This is a genomic window from Enterobacter sp. 50588862 (assembly GCF_001462935.1).
GTDB lineage: Bacteria > Pseudomonadota > Gammaproteobacteria > Enterobacterales > Enterobacteriaceae > Enterobacter > Enterobacter bugandensis.
Genome location: NZ_LNHM01000007.1, coordinates 873,782 through 890,434, shown reverse-complemented (window position 1 = coordinate 890,434; position 16,653 = coordinate 873,782). Strand labels below are relative to the sequence as shown.

The window sequence follows — 16,653 nt, the reverse complement described above, 5'->3', positions numbered from 1 at the left end:
TTACGGACGTCTGAACAGGGTAATGCTGCGTCCGGCCAGTTCGTACTCTACGGTTTCGGTGAACGCTGTCCCGGCGGCAGCGTCATCCGCCGTAGACAGCTCCAGCACCCATCCCCCTTCGCCAAACTGCGGGATCTGGAACGGCACGGTGCCTTCAAACGGATTGAACAGCATCAGCACGTCGTGCCAGATGCCGTCCTCCTGCTGAAGATCCGGCCTGCTGATGGAGACCCCGAGCGTTGAGCCTTCATCCCACTGCTCGGCCTGCTGCGGACCGCCTCCGGCATTGAACCAGCGGATCTCCAGCCCGTCGCGCCAGCTCTCACGACGCAGCAACGGCTGCTGCGCGCGCAGGGCAATGAGCCGGCGGGTGAACTCGCGCAGCGCCGTGTCGTTTTCGGACAGCCCCTTCCAGTCGATCCATGAGATCTCGCTGTCCTGGCAGTAGCCGTTGTTGTTGCCCTTCTGCGTACGGCCAAACTCGTCCCCCGCCAGCAGCATCGGTGTACCGTGGGAGAAAAGCAGCGTGGTCAGGAAATTACGCTTCTGCCGTTCGCGGGTGGCGATAATGTCCGGGTTCTCCGTCGGCCCTTCTTCGCCATAGTTGTACGACCGGTTATCGTTATGCCCGTCGTTATTGTCCTCGCCGTTGTCGGCATTGTGCTTCTCGTTGTACGACACCAGGTCATTCAGCGTAAAGCCGTCGTGGGCGGTGATAAAGTTGACGCTGGCCCACGGGCGTCGCCCGCGCAGGTCGTACAGATCCCCGGAGCCCAGCAGACGCGCGGCAAAGTCCGTCGAGACGTTGTCCCCCTTCCAGTACTCGCGCACGGTATCGCGGTATTTGTCGTTCCACTCTCCCCAGCCTGGCGGGAAGCCACCGACCTGATAGCCGCCGGGGCCAATATCCCAGGGCTCGCCAATCAGCTTGAGCTTAGAGAGCACCGGATCCTGGGTAACGGCGTCGAAAAAGCCCCCGCGCGGATCGAACCCCTCAGGCTCGCGGCCCAGAATCGTCCCCAGGTCGAAACGAAAACCGTCAATGTGCATGGATTCGGCCCAGTAGCGCAAGGAATCCATCACCATCTGCAGCACGCGCGGGTGCGAGGTATTCACAGTGTTCCCCGTCCCAGTATCGTTAATGTAATACCGGTGCTGGTCCGGCAGCGTGCGGTAGTAGCTGTAGTTATCAATGCCCTTGAATGAAAGCGTTGGCCCCAGCTCGTTACCTTCCGCCGTGTGGTTGTAGACCACGTCCAGAATCACCTCAATGCCCGCGTCATGATAGGCGCGCACCATGTCGCGAAAGCCCTGGATCCCCGCCGGGCCATAGTAGCGCGACGCCGGAGCAAAAAAGCCGAGCGTGTTATAGCCCCAGAAGTTCTTCAGGCCACGGTCGAGCAGATGCTGGTCGTCCGGGAACCAGTGAACGGGCAGCAGCTCCACTGAGGTAATACCGAGGCTTTTGATGTAGTCGACCGAGGCTTTGTGTCCCATCCCCTCGAACGTCCCGCGCAGCTCGGGCGGGATGGCCGGGTTCATCTGGGTAAAGCCCTTCACGTGGCTCTCATAGACGACGGTATGTGGCCAGGGCACGTTTGGCCGGTTGTTGTCCTGCCAGTCGAAAGCGTTCGGGTCGATAACCTTGCATTTCGGCGTGAACGGCGCGCTGTCCCGCGTATCGAAGCTAAGATCCAGTTCGTCATGCCCCAACTCATAGCCGAAATGGGCGTCGTTCCAGTCGATATCGCCCACCAGTTCACGGGCATACGGGTCAATAAGCAGCTTATGCGGGTTAAAGCGGTGACCGTTTTCCGGATCGTAGGGGCCGTAGACGCGATAGCCGTACAGCGCACCGGGTTTCAGGTCAGGCACATAGCCGTGCCAGACCTCATGGGTATACTCCGGCAGCTCCAGCCGGGCGATTTCTGTTTTCCCGGACGGGTCAAACAGACAGAGCTCCACCCGCTCCGCGTGCGCGGAGAACAGCGCGAAGTTAACGCCCTTCCCGTCATAATTCGCACCCAACTGCTGGCCATGACCGGCCCGAATTTCAAACGTAGTTTCCTTTGCCATTTTCGTTCTCCACGATTATTCGCAGGTAAGCAGAACCAGTACACATCCCTTTTCTGACGTTAAATCCAGCGTCTCTTGCAGAATGCGGCTTTCACCGCTGAACAGATCCCGATAGCGCTTCCCGGCCAGTTCGTCGGGTATCGCTACCGTGGTATTGACCCACAGCTGATGATTATCGGTGATGCCAAAAACCAGACGCGGCACGGCAACGATCAGCGCCTCCTCGTCTTTAACGCGCGCATAGACAATCAGGTTCTCCTCGCGCTCGCCGGAAACCTTGAGCGGCAGCCAGTCGCCGTAGCGGAAAAGCGCGTCGTAATGCGGTCGAAGCCGCAGCAGCGTGGCGGTGACAAACTGCTTTACCCTGCCATCCCGCCAGCACGCCGGGTGTTCAAACACTGAAGCATCCGCCGCGCTGAGGTTTTGCACCAGCGCGTAGAAGTCCGGCTCCCGCCGGTTATCCGGGTCGACGAGGCTAAAGTTGAGCGCCTCGCTGCCCTGATAGATATCCGGCACGCCGGGCGCCGTCAGCTTGATGACCGTCTGGCTGAGGCTGTTCATCAGCCCGGCGCGGATAAAGGGCTGCATCCCCTCGCTGAAATCGTGCAGGAACGGGGCGTTATCCGGGGAAAGCAGATGCCGCGCATAGCTCAGCACCACGCTCTCATAGCTCTCGTTGCTGTCGATCCAGTCGGTGCGCTGCTTTGCCTCGCGAAGCGCTTTCTCAAGGAAGCCGAGGAAACGCGTCTCCAGCGATGCAAGCCCTTCGGCATCGTCAGGCGACAACGTGGCGGGCCAGACGCCCGCCAGCGCCTGATAGATCATCCAGGTATCGGCGGCGTTCGGCGCGGTGCCGTCGTTGAGAAAACGCACCTGGGTCTGGTTCATCTGCCGCCAGCGGGCGAGATTTTCTCCCCAGCGTTCCGGCGCCTCCGTCAGGGTGTAGAGCCGCGCCCGGGCGTCTTCTCCGCGCTTGGTATCGTGCGTGGAGGTGCCCAGCAGCGCGTCGGGCTGACGGGCGAGACGAATGCGCATCTCCTGGTGAAAGCGGGATAACGAGAACGCGCGCGGCGTCGGGTCAGCGCCCACTTCATTGAGCGCAAGCTCAAGGTTCAGACGGAAAAACAGCGTATCTTCCACCGACTTCGCCATCAGCGGCCCGGTCAACTGCTGGAAGCGGGTTCTGAAAAGCGCGGCGCAGTCGCGGCAATCTTCCGGCAGATCGCCGGTAAGAATGCGCACAATCAGGCTCAGGGCCGCTTCGGACGTATTTACGCCGGCGACCACGCGGCTAAGCAGCGCCACATCAGGCGGGGTTAATCCCTCGCGAGTGCCGTAGGTGCGGTACACCGGAAAGGCGATAAGCAGCTCGCGCAGCGCGTGGCGGATCTCCTCGCGCGGCAGCGTAACGTCATTGCGGCGGGCCAGATCGTCCGCAAGGTTTAGCAGCGTGGTGAACTCGCCCTCAAAATTACGATCGGTCATCAGACCCTTGGCATCGCGCAGTTCGGCGTGGCGATCGACCGTGACGCCCAGCGTCTCGTCGTGGATTGTCTCCAGGCGCGAGAGATTATTGTCGTCGACCAGCACCTCCGCCAGCGAGGCGATAAACTCGTAGCCGGTGGTGCCGGAAACCGGCCAGTCGGTGGGGAGCTGCTCTCCCTTCGCGAGAATTTTTTCGACCGTGATGTAACAGTCAGGTCCAGCTGCCTGCCGCAGCTTCTGCAAATAACCCAGCGGATCGGCCAGGCCGTCAATATGGTCAATGCGCAGGCCGTCAACCACGCCCGCGTGAACCAGCTCAAGAATGAGACGGTGCGTATCGTCGAAGACCATCTCGTCTTCAACCCGTACGCCCACCAGACCGGTGATCTCGAAGAAGCGCCGCCACGAGAGCTGCTTCGACGCTTCCCGCCAGGACATCAGCCGCCAGCTCTGCGCCTCATGAAGTTCGGCGATGCTTTTATCCTCGCTGTACGTGCCCGGATTAAGCGGGTACGCCGTGTCGTAATAGACCAGAGAGGCTTTATTCGTGACAGGGTCACGTTTTAACGTAATGGCACCCTTCTCCAGCTCCGCCTCAAAGGTGTCGCCGAGAAACGGCAGCGTAAGCGGGCGCGACGCGTCGATATCGAAATAGCGGAAATAGCGGCTCTGCTGGCCATATTCAATCACGTCCCGCCACCAGGCGTTTTCCAGCGAGGTGGACATATGGTTCGGGACAATATCCAGAATCAGCCCCATGCCGGCCTGCCTGAGCGCCGCGGCCATGCGGTCAAACCCTTCCCGACCGCCAATCGCGGGGTCAATTTCATTCGGGTTGGTCACGTCATAGCCGTGGGTGGAACCCGTTGTGGCGGTAAACACGGGCGAGGCGTAGAGGTGGCTGATGCCGAGGTCTTTCAGATACGGCACCAGCTCGACAGCGCGGTCAAACGTCATGCCGTTGCGGAACTGAATACGGTACGTGGCGGAAGGGATCATAACGATGCGTCTCCATCAGCAAAGCGAACGACAATACTGTTCGGCGGCAAAACGTCGTTTACCTCCGGCCAGGCGAAGCGCGTCTCCCCTGCGAGCGCGGGCACATCGACAGGCTTAGAGCCGATATTGAGCGCCAGAGAGAGCGTTCCGGACGGGAAGCGCCAGCTCACCGCCACCATGCCGGGCGCGGTCTCGATCGCCTTGCCCTCAACGATGCCGCCCCGATGCAGAAGCGGAACGATATAGCGATGGCGCAACGTCAGCAGGTGGCGGGTGAAGCGCAGCCACGTTTTCCCTTCGTCGGTAGCAATCTTATGCCAGTCGAGCTTTGAGCGAACAAAGGTGTTAACGTCGTTCGGGTCCGGGACGGCTTCATCGTGCCCGGCGTGTCCGGTAAACTCTTTCGCGCGCCCTTCCCGCACCGCTTTTGCCAGATCGCCGTGAAAATCGGTGAAGAACAGGAACGGATGCGTTTCACCGAACTCCTCGCCCATAAACAGCAGCGGAATATGGGGAGAGAGCAGCAGCGCGGCAAGCAGCACCCGCGTCCTGTCGGCTCCCGCGAGGGTGATGAGCCGCTCCCCCTGGGCGCGATTCCCGGTCTGATCGTGGTTTTGAATGAAATCGACGAAGAACTGCGGCGGCTGGGTACGGCACTCCACGCCGCGAGATTCCCCGGTTTGCAGCGAAATCTCGCCCTGGTAAACAAACCCTTCCGCCAGCGCACGGGCGAACTTTTTCTCCGGCTCACACGCAAAATCCTGGTAGTAGGCGTGCGTTTCGCCGGTGGCAAACACGTGGGCAGCATTGTGGAAGTCATCATTCCACTCGGCGGTGAACAGCGGCGTGTTGCCCTGTTCATCGCGCGGATGCAGGAAAATCACGTTGCGGCTGTCTTCCGTGGTCAGATGAACGTGACGGTGCGGGATCGCCTCGCGGATCTTCGCGGCAATCTCCTCCAGAATGTGCGTCCCGGAGCTGTCTTTAATCTGGTCGATGGCATCAAAGCGCAGGCCGTCCAGACGGTACTCCGTCAGCCAGTAGAGCGGTGCGTCGGTGATGTACTGTCTCACCGGCTCGCGCTCGTAAGCGATGCCGTTGCCCCACGGCGTCATTCGATCCGCATCAAAAAACGCGGGCGACAGCAGAGGGAGATAATTCCCCTCCGGGCCGAAGTGGTTGAGCACGATATCCAGCACCACGGAAAGCCCCAGCCCGTGCGCGGCGTCGATAAACGCGTGAAAATCCTCCGGCGTGCCGTAGGCAACGTGCGGGGCATACAGCAGTACGCCGTCGTAGCCCCAGCCGCGGGTTCCACCAAACTGGGAAACGGGCATCACTTCAAGCTGGGTGATACCGAGCTCCGCCAGATAGGGCAGCTTGTCGATGGCCGCCCGGAAGGTGCCCTCCGGGGTAAAGGTGCCGACGTGTAGTTCGTAAATGACCGTCTCTTCCCACGGCCGCCCTGCCCAGTCCCGGTTAACCGGCTGATAGCATCGGGGATTGATAACAACCGATGGCCCGTTAACGTCGCCCTTTTGCACGCGCGATGCCGGATCGGGTACCGTCATGCCGTCCTGCAGGACAAACTGATACTCTGCACCGTGCGTGACGCCAGAAACGTCTGCCTGGAACCAGCCGTGCCCCACCGCCGTCATCGGCACGTCGGTGGCGGCCAGACGTAGCGTAAGTTCTTTCTGTCCTTCTGCCCAGACGCGAAAACGTACCACGCCATCGGAAATAAACTCAGCACCCCACTGCTTTTGAAATGTCCTGAATTCCATTCATTGTCCTCGAATGACCCACATTTTACGCGGAACGAAGTACAAGCTTAGTTCAGGATCTCAAGTGCGTGAGCTCAGCGGATTTAACCGCGTCGTCTATTCTTTATGAAATAACTCACTATCGGGAATACTATGCAGATTCGAAAAGGATTAAATACGGACCTCGTCCGTCTTGAATGTTGTGACTTTTCTTTCACCATTAGCCACATTGCGCGAGAGCCGTTTATCCATTGTGATTTGCATATTGAAGCCGTCGCCGAGCCCTGGATAAAAACCTACGAACTCGACATCCAAACGCTTGAAAACCATTGCGTTAATCCGGACGCCATATTTCTTGTTGCGGAAACCGATGACGGTGAATTAGCCGGATTTATTACCGCTTCAATCGGCTGGAATAAATTTATTTCAGTGGATTATATTGCCGTTGATCGCACCAGACGCCGAACCGGCGCCGCGCAAAAATTAATGGCTGCCGCGCACGTGTGGGCCCGCAGCGTAAACGCGCCGGGATTACGGCTTGAAACACAAAATGTTAACGTCTCCGCCTGTCTGTTTTACCGTAACTACGGGTTCACCCTGGGCGGGTACGATCGGTATCTCTACAACGCCTTACCGGAAAAAGACGAGGTCGCCCTGTTCTGGTATTACATGCTGGTGTAGCGCCGCAGCCTTCATATTTCTGTCATTGAACTTCATTACGCTTTCGGGATTTTAACCACGGTGTTGAGGAAAGAAGCGTGAATTTTATGGCTAAGGCATTACTGCTGGCATTACCCGTTTTGAGTGCAGCGGCGACGGCCGCTGAGCGCGAGCTGTGTGAACCCAAAGCGTACGAAATGGCGCTGCGCTATCAGCAGAAATCGGCAGAGATTCTGGCCCTTCAGCTGCAGACGTATCGGTTTGCCACCGAGCGTTTCAACGAAAAATTAAAAGATCTGAAAACACCTGAAAATTACGCCGTGGTGATGGACCTGGATGAAACGGTGCTGGATAACACCCCTCTTCTGGTGCGCGACATGGCGCAGTGTCACGACTATACGAAATGGGATACCTGGAGCGACTGGGAAAAACAGGGAAAACCCGGCTTAATTCCGGGAGCTAAGGCGTTTCTTGACCATGTGAATCAAAGCAAGGTCCGCATCTATTATGTTTCGGACCGTATGCAGGAAAACAAAGCCGACACGCTGAAGACGTTAAACGCTCTCGGCCTGCCGCAGGTGTCTGACGAAAGCGTGCTGCTGGATACGGTCAACAAGGAAGAGCGCCGTCAGAGCATCCTCAAAAAGCAGCAGATCGTGATGCTGTTCGGCGACAGCCTGCCGGACTTCGCCGTACAGTTCAAAAACAAAAAACCGAGCGAGCAGCAGCGTGAGCTGGTTGAAGCCAGCGCCGAACACTTCGGCAACGACTGGATTGTGCTGCCTAATGCCGCTTATGGTGCCTGGTCCAGGGCCACGCTGGATAGCTGGAACGCACCGCTGAAAAAATAACGCTTTACGGGCCGGGAAAGGCTTCACCACCACCCGGCTGTTGCGCTGTGCTATTTATCTCGTTTATAGGTCCTATCATTTCTGAGCAGGTTCTTATAATTTTACGGAGCAGTAAGATGAGCACTTTCAAAGGAGACTCGTATGCTTACCGTGAAAAAACTTGCTCTTTCCACGCTGATTTCCAGTTCATTGCTGTTCTACCCTGCGCTGCAGGCCTCGGCAGAAACGCCGCAGCACGTCGTTAAACAACCAGCGGGCGGTTACAGCGTGCAGGTCGGTGACGTTCTGGTAACGTCGTTTACGGACGGGACCGTTGCGCAGGATCTGCACAAGCTGCTGCGCCGGACAACGCCGCAAAACATTGATGCACTGCTCGCGAAAAACTTTCAGACCAACCCGGCGGAAGTGTCCATCAACGCGTTCCTGATTGCGATGCCCGGACACAAAATCCTGGTGGATACCGGTTCCGGCCAGCTCTTTGGCCCCGGCAACGGCGGACGTCTGATTGAGAGCATCGCCACCCAGGGGATCAAACCCGAGGACATTACTGAAGTCTTGCTGACCCACGCCCATTCCGACCACGCGGGTGGCCTGGTGAAAGACGGCAAGCTGGTGTTCAGCAACGCGCGCGTTTTCGTTGGCAAACCGGACATCGACTTTTTCTTTAACGACGACAATCAGAAGAAAACCGGCTACGGCAAGAACTACTTCGATGTCGCACAGAAGACCTTAAAACCCTATCTTGACGCGGGTAAAGTGGTGCCGTTTAGCGGCACTTCGGAGATTCTTCCGGGGCTGACCGGCACGGTTCATCCCGGACACACGCCGGGTTCAGCCTTCTACACGCTGACAAGTAAAGGCGAGAAAATCACCTTTGTCGGCGACATCATTCACGCAGCGGCGGTCCAGTTCCCGCAGCCTGCGGTGACCATCACCTACGATGAAGATGAGAACAAAGCGGCAAGCGTACGCGAGCATGCGTTCGCTGACTTTGTGAAAAATAAAGACCTTATTGCCGCGCCCCATCTGCCTTTTCCGGGCATCGGCTATGTGACGAAAGGTGAGAAAGGCGGCTATGCCTGGGTCCCTGTCACCTATACCAACCGGGACGCCAGCGGCGCGAAGTAGAGTGATGTCGCGTATATCTGACATGGACATCGACCTGCTCCTGGCGCTGGACGCCCTGCTTCAGGACAGGAACATCACTCATGCGGCCGCGCGGCTGGACATCAGCCAGCCCGCGCTGTCCGCCCGTCTCGCGCGTCTGCGCACGCTCTTTGGCGAGCCGCTGTTTATTCCCTCCCCACATGGACGTGGGGTATTACCCACACCGAGAGCGGAGGCGTTGAAGCCACAGGTTGAAAGCGTGCTACGCGGCATCCGCGCGATGTTCGCCCCCACCACGTTTGAGGCGCACACCAGCAGCCGGACCTTTGTTATCGCGCTGCATGAAAACCCAGCGCTGATGCTCGGCACCGCGCTGCTTAACCAGGTGAGTACCGATGCCCCCGGCATCCGCCTGCGCTTCGCCCTGCCGGAGATGGTAGACCTGCCGCAGCAGCTGGAAAACGGTGATGTGGATATCTACATCGGCGTGAGCGCGGGCGCCCATGACGGATGGGTGAGGCGCAAACTTCTCGACGACGCGTTTGCCACCGCCCAGCGCAAAGCTCATCCGCGTGGAACAGGTTCGTTAGATTTGGAAAGCTACTGCGCGCTTTCCCATCTGGTGGTGTCGTCGGCGGGAGATCCCTTTACCGGATTTGTCGACCAAACCCTCGCCGGGCTGGGCTATCAGCGACACGTTGCCATGTCCACCCAGAGCTACGCTATGGCGCCTGCGCTGGTTGCCGGTACCGACCTGGTATGTACCCTGCCGGAACGGATGCTGAAGCAGTTTGCCAGCACGCTGGATATTTTCCCACCGCCGCTGCCGCTCCAGCCCATTACCATCAACATGTACTGGCACCCGAAAAACAGCCAGGATCCGGCGAACGCCTGGCTGCGCGGGCAGCTGCTGCGGGCCGCCGGACGTCAGGTGTGATCGAGCGTGACCAGAAACTTTTTAAGCACTTCTGAACGAATAATCCGGTGGCAAACCAGGGTGAGTTCGCTCTCCCGCAGCCGGTCGAGGATGTCCACGTAGACGACATTTTCAACGCTCACTGCCTTTGCCGACGCGGGCAGCAGCGCCAGCCCAAATCCGGCCGCAACAAGGCTTATCACCGTGGGCACGTCGGTCGCATTTTGCACCACGTCCGGCTGAAAGCCCGCCCCGCTGCAGGCGTCATAGAAGTACTGCTCCAGCCCCATTCCCTCCGGATCGCGCAGCGAGATCCATTTTTCGTCTTTCACCGACGAAAGCGTCAGCGCGGACGATCCGGCGAGCGGATGCTGACGAGAGAGCGCCAGCACCGTTTTCTCCGACGTGAACGGCCGGCTTTGCAGATCGTCAGGCAGCGACGGCAGCGGCGCGCGGATGATGGCCACGTCCAGCTGGTTGCTCTGCACGGCGGCGTAGAGCGTCTGCACATTTCCCGTCATCAGGGACATGGTAATGGCCGGCCAGCGGCTGTGCATCTGGCGCAGCGCGGCGGGTAGCCTGCCGTCAAACATCGCACTCGACACGCACCCCAGGTTTAACTCCCCCTGCTCGCCCCGTGCCGTTTGTCTGGCATCCAGCACCGCCTGCTCGGTCAACGAGATGGCAAGCCGGGCTTTGACCAGAAACGCTTCGCCCGCGGGCGTCAGGGTTAAGCGGCGGTTCGCCCGGCTGAAAAGCGTGACGCCTAAACGTTCTTCCAGCGCCTTTATCTGCTGGCTCAGCGCCGGTTGGGCGATGTTCAGACGCTCGGCGGCCCGGTGCATGTGGAGCTCTTCGGCAACGACAATGAAGTGGCGCATCTGACGAAACTGCACGAGACGTCTCCCTGTATTGATATAAATTTACTTATCAATTTAACAGAAATGATGAAATTGATGCTATTAGTCATTGCCATAAAAATGGAGGTATTCAACCGAGGGAGGAAAATATGGAAAACCAAGTCAACGATCTCCGCAGCGCCATCGCCTTACTGCAGCGCCACGAAGGGCAGTATATTGAAACCGCTCATCCGGTCGATCCCAACGCGGAACTGGCGGGTGTCTATCGCCATATCGGCGCAGGTGGCACGGTCAAACGTCCGACCCGCACGGGTCCGGCCATGATGTTCAACAGCGTTAAGGGCTATCCGGGCTCCCGCATTCTGGTGGGCATGCAAGCCAGCCGCGAGCGCGCGGCGCTGCTGTTAGGTTGCGAACCGTCTGAACTGGCAAAACACGTTGGCCATGCGGTGAAAAAGCCGGTCGCACCGGTTGTCGTTCCGGCCTCGCAGGCCCCCTGCCAGGAACAGGTCTTCTACGCTGACGATCCTGACTTCGATCTTCGCAAATTGCTTCCGGCACCGACCAACACGCCAATTGATGCCGGTCCGTTTTTCTGCCTGGGGCTGGTGCTGGCAAGCGATCCGGAAGACAGCTCGCTGACGGATGTCACCATTCACCGCCTCTGCGTGCAGGAGCGCGACGAGCTTTCCATGTTCCTTGCCGCCGGGCGACATATCGAAGTCTTCCGTAAAAAAGCGGAGGATGCCGGAAAACCGCTGCCGGTGACGATCAACATGGGTCTCGACCCCGCCATCTATATCGGCGCATGCTTTGAGGCCCCTACCACGCCGTTTGGCTACAACGAGCTGGGCGTCGCCGGGGCGCTGCGCCAGCAGCCGGTCGAGCTGGTGCAGGGCGTGGCGGTCAAAGAGAAAGCCATCGCACGGGCGGAGATTATCATCGAGGGTGAACTGCTCCCGGGCGTGCGCGTTAGAGAAGATCAGCACACCAACACCGGCCACGCGATGCCGGAGTTCCCGGGCTACTGCGGCGAGGCGAACCCCTCCCTGCCGGTGATCAAAGTGAAAGCCGTGACCATGCGCAACCACGCGATCCTGCAAACGCTGGTGGGACCGGGAGAAGAACATACCACGCTGGCCGGACTACCGACCGAGGCCAGCATCCGTAATGCCGTTGAAGAGGCAATTCCGGGCTTCCTGCAAAACGTCTATGCCCATACCGCGGGCGGCGGTAAGTTCCTCGGCATATTGCAGGTGAAAAAACGCCAGCCGTCAGACGAAGGACGCCAGGGCCAGGCGGCGCTCATCGCCTTAGCCACCTATTCGGAGCTGAAAAACATTATTCTTGTCGACGAAGATGTGGATATTTTCGACAGCGACGACATCCTGTGGGCGATGACGACGCGCATGCAGGGCGATGTGAGCATCACCAATATTCCGGGGATCCGCGGCCACCAGCTGGATCCGTCCCAGTCGCCGGATTACAGCACCTCGATTCGCGGCAACGGCATTTCCTGCAAGACGATCTTTGACTGCACGGTTCCGTGGGCGCTTAAGGACCGCTTCGAGCGCGCGCCGTTTATGGAAGTGGATCCGCGTCCGTGGGCGCCGGAGCTGTTTGCCGATAAGAAATAAAATCACGCGCGTATGGCCCGCAGATCATACACGTATTTTCTTTTCAAGCGTGGCGATGTTTTCACCCGCCACGCGTTCAACAGTGAAACGATCGACGCTCAGCAATATGAGCATCAGCCCCCTGCCGCTCTCCAGCAGCGGCGACATTTCGCAGAAACGGTCTCGCCGGGCGATCTCAAGACGCTCCTGCGGGAACGCGTCACCTGCGTCGATAAAAACAAGGCAGACGTCATTGCCGCGGATGGCGAACTGTACGCTAAAGACGCACGAATTATCCTCATGAAGCGCGTAGCGGATGATATTCGTTGCCACTTCACAAACGGCGAGATCGAAGGCGAAACGCCACTCGTCATCGACGGGAAGCGCGCTCAGCCTGTCTCTCAGCCAGTCGGACAGCGGCGTCAGTGACGCGATCGCCGCCGGAAATTCAGCATGCTCTGGCCTCTGCATCTACTGCCCCAGCTGCGCAAGCGCGCTATGTTTATCCGGATAGATACGGAAGATGCGATCCATTCGGGTCAGGGTGAACATGTTCATGATCCCGGGGTTCAGAGAGCACAGCGCCATGTCGCCTTTCCCGTTCATCAGCTTAAACAACGACACCAGCATCCCCAGCCCGCTGCTGTCGATGAAATCCACTTTGCTAAAGTCGACGATTAAGGCTTTACGATCGCTGCCGATTTCCTCCGTCACGGACGCTTTAAACGTCGCAGCAACGGAGGCGTCCAGCCGTCGGACCGCGGGCGTGAGAATGTTGGCATGCGGTAATCGTTCAGTGTTAATTATCATTCTGTTCTCCCTGACGCTCAATCACGAGCAGTGACACGTCATCAGTTAAGGCGATCGGTTCATCACGATTTGCATTGCGCCAGCCGGTCAGGTGGTCACCGAACCGTGGCAGGAGCTGGTCAACGGGGAGCCGGGCATGCTCATGAAGCCAGCGTTCGAGACGTTGCGTGCCAAACTGCTCGCCGCTGACGTTCTCACACTCGGTAATACCGTCACTGAATAAGCATAAGCGATCCCCCGGATGGAGGGTAAACGCGACGTCTTCCCAGCTCAGATCCGGGATTAGCCCGACCGGCGGTCCGCCATCGCCCACGGACGTGACGGCGCTGTCCGCATTCACAATGAAGGGAGTAGGATGCCCGGCCTGGCACAGCCACCCTTCGCCAGTCTCTGGATCGATCACGCCGTAAATGAGCGTGAAATAACTGGTGATGTCGCTCTCTTCACTGCAAAAGCGGCTGTTCAACATCCTGACAACCTCCGCAGGTGACTGAATCCCCCCCTCTTCGGTAAACAGAAAGCGATCCACCACCCGGCCATGTAAAAACTGGCGAGCCACCGCGAGGGACATCATCGCGGCCCCCACGCCGTGACCCGAGACATCAACGCAATAGAATCCCAGATGTGAATCCAGAGGGAAAATATTGAACACATCGCCCGAAACCCAGGCTGACGGCAGGAAAAGCCAGTCGGAGAAGTAGTCATCATAGCGTAAGCGGCGTGAAGGCAGCACCGAGTGCTGAACGCGCGCAGCCAGTTCCAGATCTTTTTCAATCTGATGCAACGCTTCACTCAGGCGCTTGTTGTGCGCCGCGAGGGTCGCCTCCAGCGTCAGAATACGGACCCCGGCATGAAGCCGCGCCCGCAGTTCAGCCTGCTCAACGGGCTTACTCAAAAAATCATCCGCTCCGGCATCAAACCCCTGCGTCACGTCCCCGGCATTCTCGCGGGCCGTCAACAGGATGATATACACGTAGCGGCCAAACTGACGGTTGCGGATGGTCTGACACAGCGTCAGTCCGTCCATTTCCGGCATTTCCCAGTCGCTTATCACCATGCTGACCGGCTGGCTGGACAAGATTTCCAGCGCGTCGACACCATTTTCCGCCTCGCTCACGATATATCCCCACTGGGTGAGCATTCGGGAGAGTAACCGACGATAAATCAGCGAATCTTCAACGATTAACACGTGCAGCGCCGACATACATCCCTCCTAAAGCGGTAAGAACCAGATGAGGCTCACGGTCCCTTCCCTGAATTTTGCATTCCCGTTGCCGTGCCCCGGATAGCGCGTTCCCGCATAGTTCGCGTACTGGATGGAGAACGAACCCGGCGTATAGCCGGCATAACCGAAGCTGTAGCTGTAATCGCCGTTCCAGGGCTGCTGCTGGCTGCTGTCCGGGAACCAGAATGCCGTCGCGCGAACGAAGAAATGTTGTTTGAAGGTGTAGCCGCAGCCGCCGAGCATGACGTTTTTATTTTTGCGGATGTCATCGCTGCTGAGGTCATAGTAGCGCGGTACCCAGCTGTACCCGACCTGGCAAATGATGGAATCCCCTTTATTAATCAGGAGCGTGTTTTCAACCGGTTTCGGTAACGAAAACTTATAGGCCAGCGTGAAGGCGCCCTGTTCGAAATAGGTGTGTCGTCGGCTGCCCGATGTCCAGAAATGGTTATCGCCGTAGTTGCTGTAAACCAGACTCACGGTGTTGGCGTGCCAGTCATCGTAGCCGAAGCTGTAGCGAAAATCGGCGGTGTAGCGGCTGGTGTCTCTGACCGGCAGTCGGGACGTAATGTTGGCAAACCAGAAGCTGTAGGGGGAATACTGAAGGCTGAGATTCAGCGTCTGGTTAATCTTTTTCTTTTCCGTGGCGGTGTCTGAACTGTTAGGAATGCTCATCCACTGCTCTTTCAGTCCCGAGCTAAAGCTCAGCGCACCTGAGAATTTCTTGTCGTTACCCGAGAACAGGCGCCCCCAACGGCTGGTAAAAACGCCTGCCTGAACGGGTTCACCGTTCTTATCGCGCAGGGTTTCTTTATCACTGCTTTGCGCCGCCTCCGCGGCGGGTATCGCGGCGAGCAGCACGCCCGCCAGAAGCCATTTTTCGCGCATAACCGCCATCCTTAGTTAGGTATCCAGCCTGCGCCGACGTCGTATTTTGCCATCAGCCACAAAATACCCAGTGCCGCCGCATGCACTAACGTGTTCTCTATCCAGGCGTGACGCCATAAATCGAAGGTGATGAACTGACTCACCAGCAGCACCACGTACACATGCAAAATAAAGGTATAGAGCGAGTGCTGCCCTAGCGGGATGAGGAACCATCCCAGCAGGCGGTTGAGCGGCGTCCAGCAATACGTCAGCACCAGATAGACGGTGACCATCAGGGCGATATCGTTCAATACCCGCACCGGGCCCAGCCCATTCTTCGCCGCCCAGGTGTGATAAAACGAATTGAAGCTGTCAGGCGGGATGACGTGCATCAGCAGCGCGGGCGGCATAAACGGGTTGGTATGGTTCTGGGCAACAAATCCCAGCACCAGTGACACCATGACCAGCGCCACCACCACCCCTTTGCCCGGGGGCGTCCGGGCGAACGAGAGCAGTTCGGCTTTATACCAGCCGCTGGCCATGCCCAGCACAAAGATGAACTGCCAGGCGAGCAGCGGGAAGGCAAATTCGAATTCCGACGGCGTCAGCCGAAGCGGCCACCGCTGCCACAGGCTGTACACCAGCAGCGACAGCCCTAACAGCCACCAGACTTTTCCTTTCTGCAGCATCCCTAAAAATAGCGGGCTGAGTAGCAGCAAAAAGATATACAGTCCGAGAATTTGCGTCTGGTGGGGGCCGATCTGCAAATAGAGAATAATGTTGAACCAGGTCTCTTTAATTTGCGGCGTCACAGGATAAAGCGACCAGCTTTGACCTGAAAATCGGTCGGTAAAATGGGTGACCTCGAAAACGTTAATATGTGGGATATAGGCCAGCAGAATAAACGACACTATGATAATGATATTTACGCGATATATTTTCCATGCCCTGAGATAAAGCCCCCAGGAAACCGTAAGCAAAACCACTTTTTGCAGACGCGCGCGATTCAGCATTCCCAGCATAAACCCTGAGAGAATGACAAAGCCTTCTGCACCTGTTGTTAACCCAAAACGCTCCCAGGAGAATATATTAAATATCGACATCACCTCCGTATGCGCCACGACCATCATGACGAGGGCAATGCCGCGCATAAAGTCAATTCTCAGGTCACGGGCACCTGCAACGGAATACCTCCATGTTATTGATTTAGCGTCATCTTCTTGCGCAATCGACGGCGCAACATGGCTCATAGGGTGTCCTTTGCCTGAAAACGAAAATTAAGGTCTAAATAAAGTAGATAGTCTAAAGGAATAGTAACTGCAATTTATCACCGGCAGATGAAACATATTAAGCAGAATTAAATCCAAATTAACCACCACTTCATATTAATAAAAACGACGCTGGACACTTTTATTCGG

General features: G+C 57.8%; 14 protein-coding genes. 5 read left to right on the top strand and 9 right to left on the bottom strand.

The features are described 5' to 3' along the window. The 3 genes from glgX to treZ are packed head-to-tail and all read right to left on the bottom strand — an operon-like array spanning window position 1 to window position 6,344. Entirely contained in the window at window positions 1-2,076 is a 2,076-nt protein-coding gene (gene glgX, locus APT89_RS04580) for a glycogen debranching protein GlgX (RefSeq protein WP_041909951.1), read from the bottom strand. Window positions 2,077-2,091: 15 nt separating this feature from the next. Next, a complete protein-coding gene (treY, locus tag APT89_RS04575; protein WP_060571827.1) occupies window positions 2,092-4,560 on the bottom strand; it encodes a malto-oligosyltrehalose synthase in 2,469 nt (822 codons plus the stop codon). After that, a complete protein-coding gene (treZ, locus tag APT89_RS04570) occupies window positions 4,557-6,344 on the bottom strand; it encodes a malto-oligosyltrehalose trehalohydrolase (protein ID WP_060571826.1) in 1,788 nt (595 codons plus the stop codon). The genes treY and treZ overlap by 4 nt, the downstream gene beginning before the upstream one ends. A gap of 132 nt (window positions 6,345-6,476) precedes the next feature. On the opposite strand from treZ, the gene APT89_RS04565 reads away from it, so the two are divergent. The 4 genes from APT89_RS04565 to APT89_RS04550 all read left to right on the top strand — a co-directional run bounded on the left by APT89_RS04565 (window position 6,477) and on the right by APT89_RS04550 (window position 9,878). Further along, window positions 6,477-7,004, top strand: coding sequence for a GNAT family N-acetyltransferase (locus tag APT89_RS04565; protein WP_041909946.1), 528 nt, complete (start codon window positions 6,477-6,479; stop codon window positions 7,002-7,004). Window positions 7,005-7,081: 77 nt separating this feature from the next. Further along, on the top strand, window positions 7,082-7,834 hold the full coding sequence (locus tag APT89_RS04560) for a 5'-nucleotidase, lipoprotein e(P4) family (protein WP_060571825.1): 753 nt from the start codon (window positions 7,082-7,084) through the stop codon (window positions 7,832-7,834). A 141-nt stretch (window positions 7,835-7,975) separates the two neighbouring features. Further along, window positions 7,976-8,962: an MBL fold metallo-hydrolase gene (locus tag APT89_RS04555; protein WP_060571824.1), complete on the top strand. Its 987-nt coding sequence runs from the start codon at window positions 7,976-7,978 to the stop codon at window positions 8,960-8,962. Window positions 8,963-8,966: 4 nt separating this feature from the next. Continuing rightward, complete coding sequence (locus APT89_RS04550; RefSeq protein WP_060571823.1) at window positions 8,967-9,878, top strand: LysR family transcriptional regulator; 912 nt, start codon at window positions 8,967-8,969, stop codon at window positions 9,876-9,878. Here the strand turns inward: APT89_RS04550 and APT89_RS04545 are convergent. Then, window positions 9,869-10,753 carry a LysR substrate-binding domain-containing protein gene (locus APT89_RS04545; RefSeq protein WP_041909939.1) on the bottom strand — a complete coding sequence of 295 codons (885 nt, stop codon included), beginning with the start codon at window positions 10,751-10,753 and terminating at the stop codon, window positions 9,869-9,871. The genes APT89_RS04550 and APT89_RS04545 overlap by 10 nt on opposite strands. Before the next feature lie 113 nt (window positions 10,754-10,866). Here APT89_RS04545 and APT89_RS04540 point away from each other — a divergent pair, with 113 nt between their 5' ends. Next, window positions 10,867-12,354: a UbiD family decarboxylase gene (locus tag APT89_RS04540; protein ID WP_060571822.1), complete on the top strand. Its 1,488-nt coding sequence runs from the start codon at window positions 10,867-10,869 to the stop codon at window positions 12,352-12,354. A 24-nt stretch (window positions 12,355-12,378) separates the two neighbouring features. On the opposite strand, the gene APT89_RS04535 is transcribed toward APT89_RS04540, so the two are convergent. From APT89_RS04535 to opgC, 5 genes are read right to left on the bottom strand one after another with little or no spacing between them, the layout of a single operon-like run. Continuing rightward, the gene (locus APT89_RS04535) at window positions 12,379-12,804 is read right to left on the bottom strand and encodes an ATP-binding protein (RefSeq protein WP_060571821.1); all 426 of its coding nucleotides are present in this window, start codon (window positions 12,802-12,804) and stop codon (window positions 12,379-12,381) included. Beyond that, window positions 12,805-13,143 (bottom strand): STAS domain-containing protein, encoded by a 339-nt coding sequence (locus APT89_RS04530; protein ID WP_028013194.1) that lies wholly within the window; start codon window positions 13,141-13,143, stop codon window positions 12,805-12,807. Next, entirely contained in the window at window positions 13,133-14,347 is a 1,215-nt protein-coding gene (locus tag APT89_RS04525; RefSeq protein WP_060571820.1) for a PP2C family protein-serine/threonine phosphatase, read from the bottom strand. Before APT89_RS04525 ends, APT89_RS04530 begins: the two co-directional genes overlap by 11 nt. A gap of 9 nt (window positions 14,348-14,356) precedes the next feature. Further along, window positions 14,357-15,256: a hypothetical protein gene (locus tag APT89_RS04520; protein ID WP_028013196.1), complete on the bottom strand. Its 900-nt coding sequence runs from the start codon at window positions 15,254-15,256 to the stop codon at window positions 14,357-14,359. Between the two features lie 11 nt (window positions 15,257-15,267). Continuing rightward, a complete protein-coding gene (opgC, locus tag APT89_RS04515) occupies window positions 15,268-16,485 on the bottom strand; it encodes an OpgC domain-containing protein (protein ID WP_045630440.1) in 1,218 nt (405 codons plus the stop codon). Between the last annotated feature and the right edge of the window lie 168 nt (window positions 16,486-16,653).

What these genes read in the sequence shown, in the direction of transcription:
- APT89_RS04530 (WP_028013194.1), bottom strand. Translation starts at nt 13,143, where the DNA reads ATGATAATTAACACTGAACGATTACCGCATGCCAACATTCTCACGCCC.
- treZ (WP_060571826.1), bottom strand. Translation starts at nt 6,344, where the DNA reads ATGGAATTCAGGACATTTCAAAAGCAGTGGGGTGCTGAGTTTATTTCC.
- opgC (WP_045630440.1), bottom strand. Translation starts at nt 16,485, where the DNA reads ATGAGCCATGTTGCGCCGTCGATTGCGCAAGAAGATGACGCTAAATCA.
- APT89_RS04555 (WP_060571824.1), top strand. Translation starts at nt 7,976, where the DNA reads ATGCTTACCGTGAAAAAACTTGCTCTTTCCACGCTGATTTCCAGTTCA.
- APT89_RS04525 (WP_060571820.1), bottom strand. Translation starts at nt 14,347, where the DNA reads ATGTCGGCGCTGCACGTGTTAATCGTTGAAGATTCGCTGATTTATCGT.
- APT89_RS04565 (WP_041909946.1), top strand. Translation starts at nt 6,477, where the DNA reads ATGCAGATTCGAAAAGGATTAAATACGGACCTCGTCCGTCTTGAATGT.
- APT89_RS04520 (WP_028013196.1), bottom strand. Translation starts at nt 15,256, where the DNA reads ATGCGCGAAAAATGGCTTCTGGCGGGCGTGCTGCTCGCCGCGATACCC.
- APT89_RS04540 (WP_060571822.1), top strand. Translation starts at nt 10,867, where the DNA reads ATGGAAAACCAAGTCAACGATCTCCGCAGCGCCATCGCCTTACTGCAG.
- APT89_RS04535 (WP_060571821.1), bottom strand. Translation starts at nt 12,804, where the DNA reads ATGCAGAGGCCAGAGCATGCTGAATTTCCGGCGGCGATCGCGTCACTG.
- glgX (WP_041909951.1), bottom strand. Translation starts at nt 2,076, where the DNA reads ATGGCAAAGGAAACTACGTTTGAAATTCGGGCCGGTCATGGCCAGCAG.
- treY (WP_060571827.1), bottom strand. Translation starts at nt 4,560, where the DNA reads ATGATCCCTTCCGCCACGTACCGTATTCAGTTCCGCAACGGCATGACG.
- APT89_RS04550 (WP_060571823.1), top strand. Translation starts at nt 8,967, where the DNA reads ATGTCGCGTATATCTGACATGGACATCGACCTGCTCCTGGCGCTGGAC.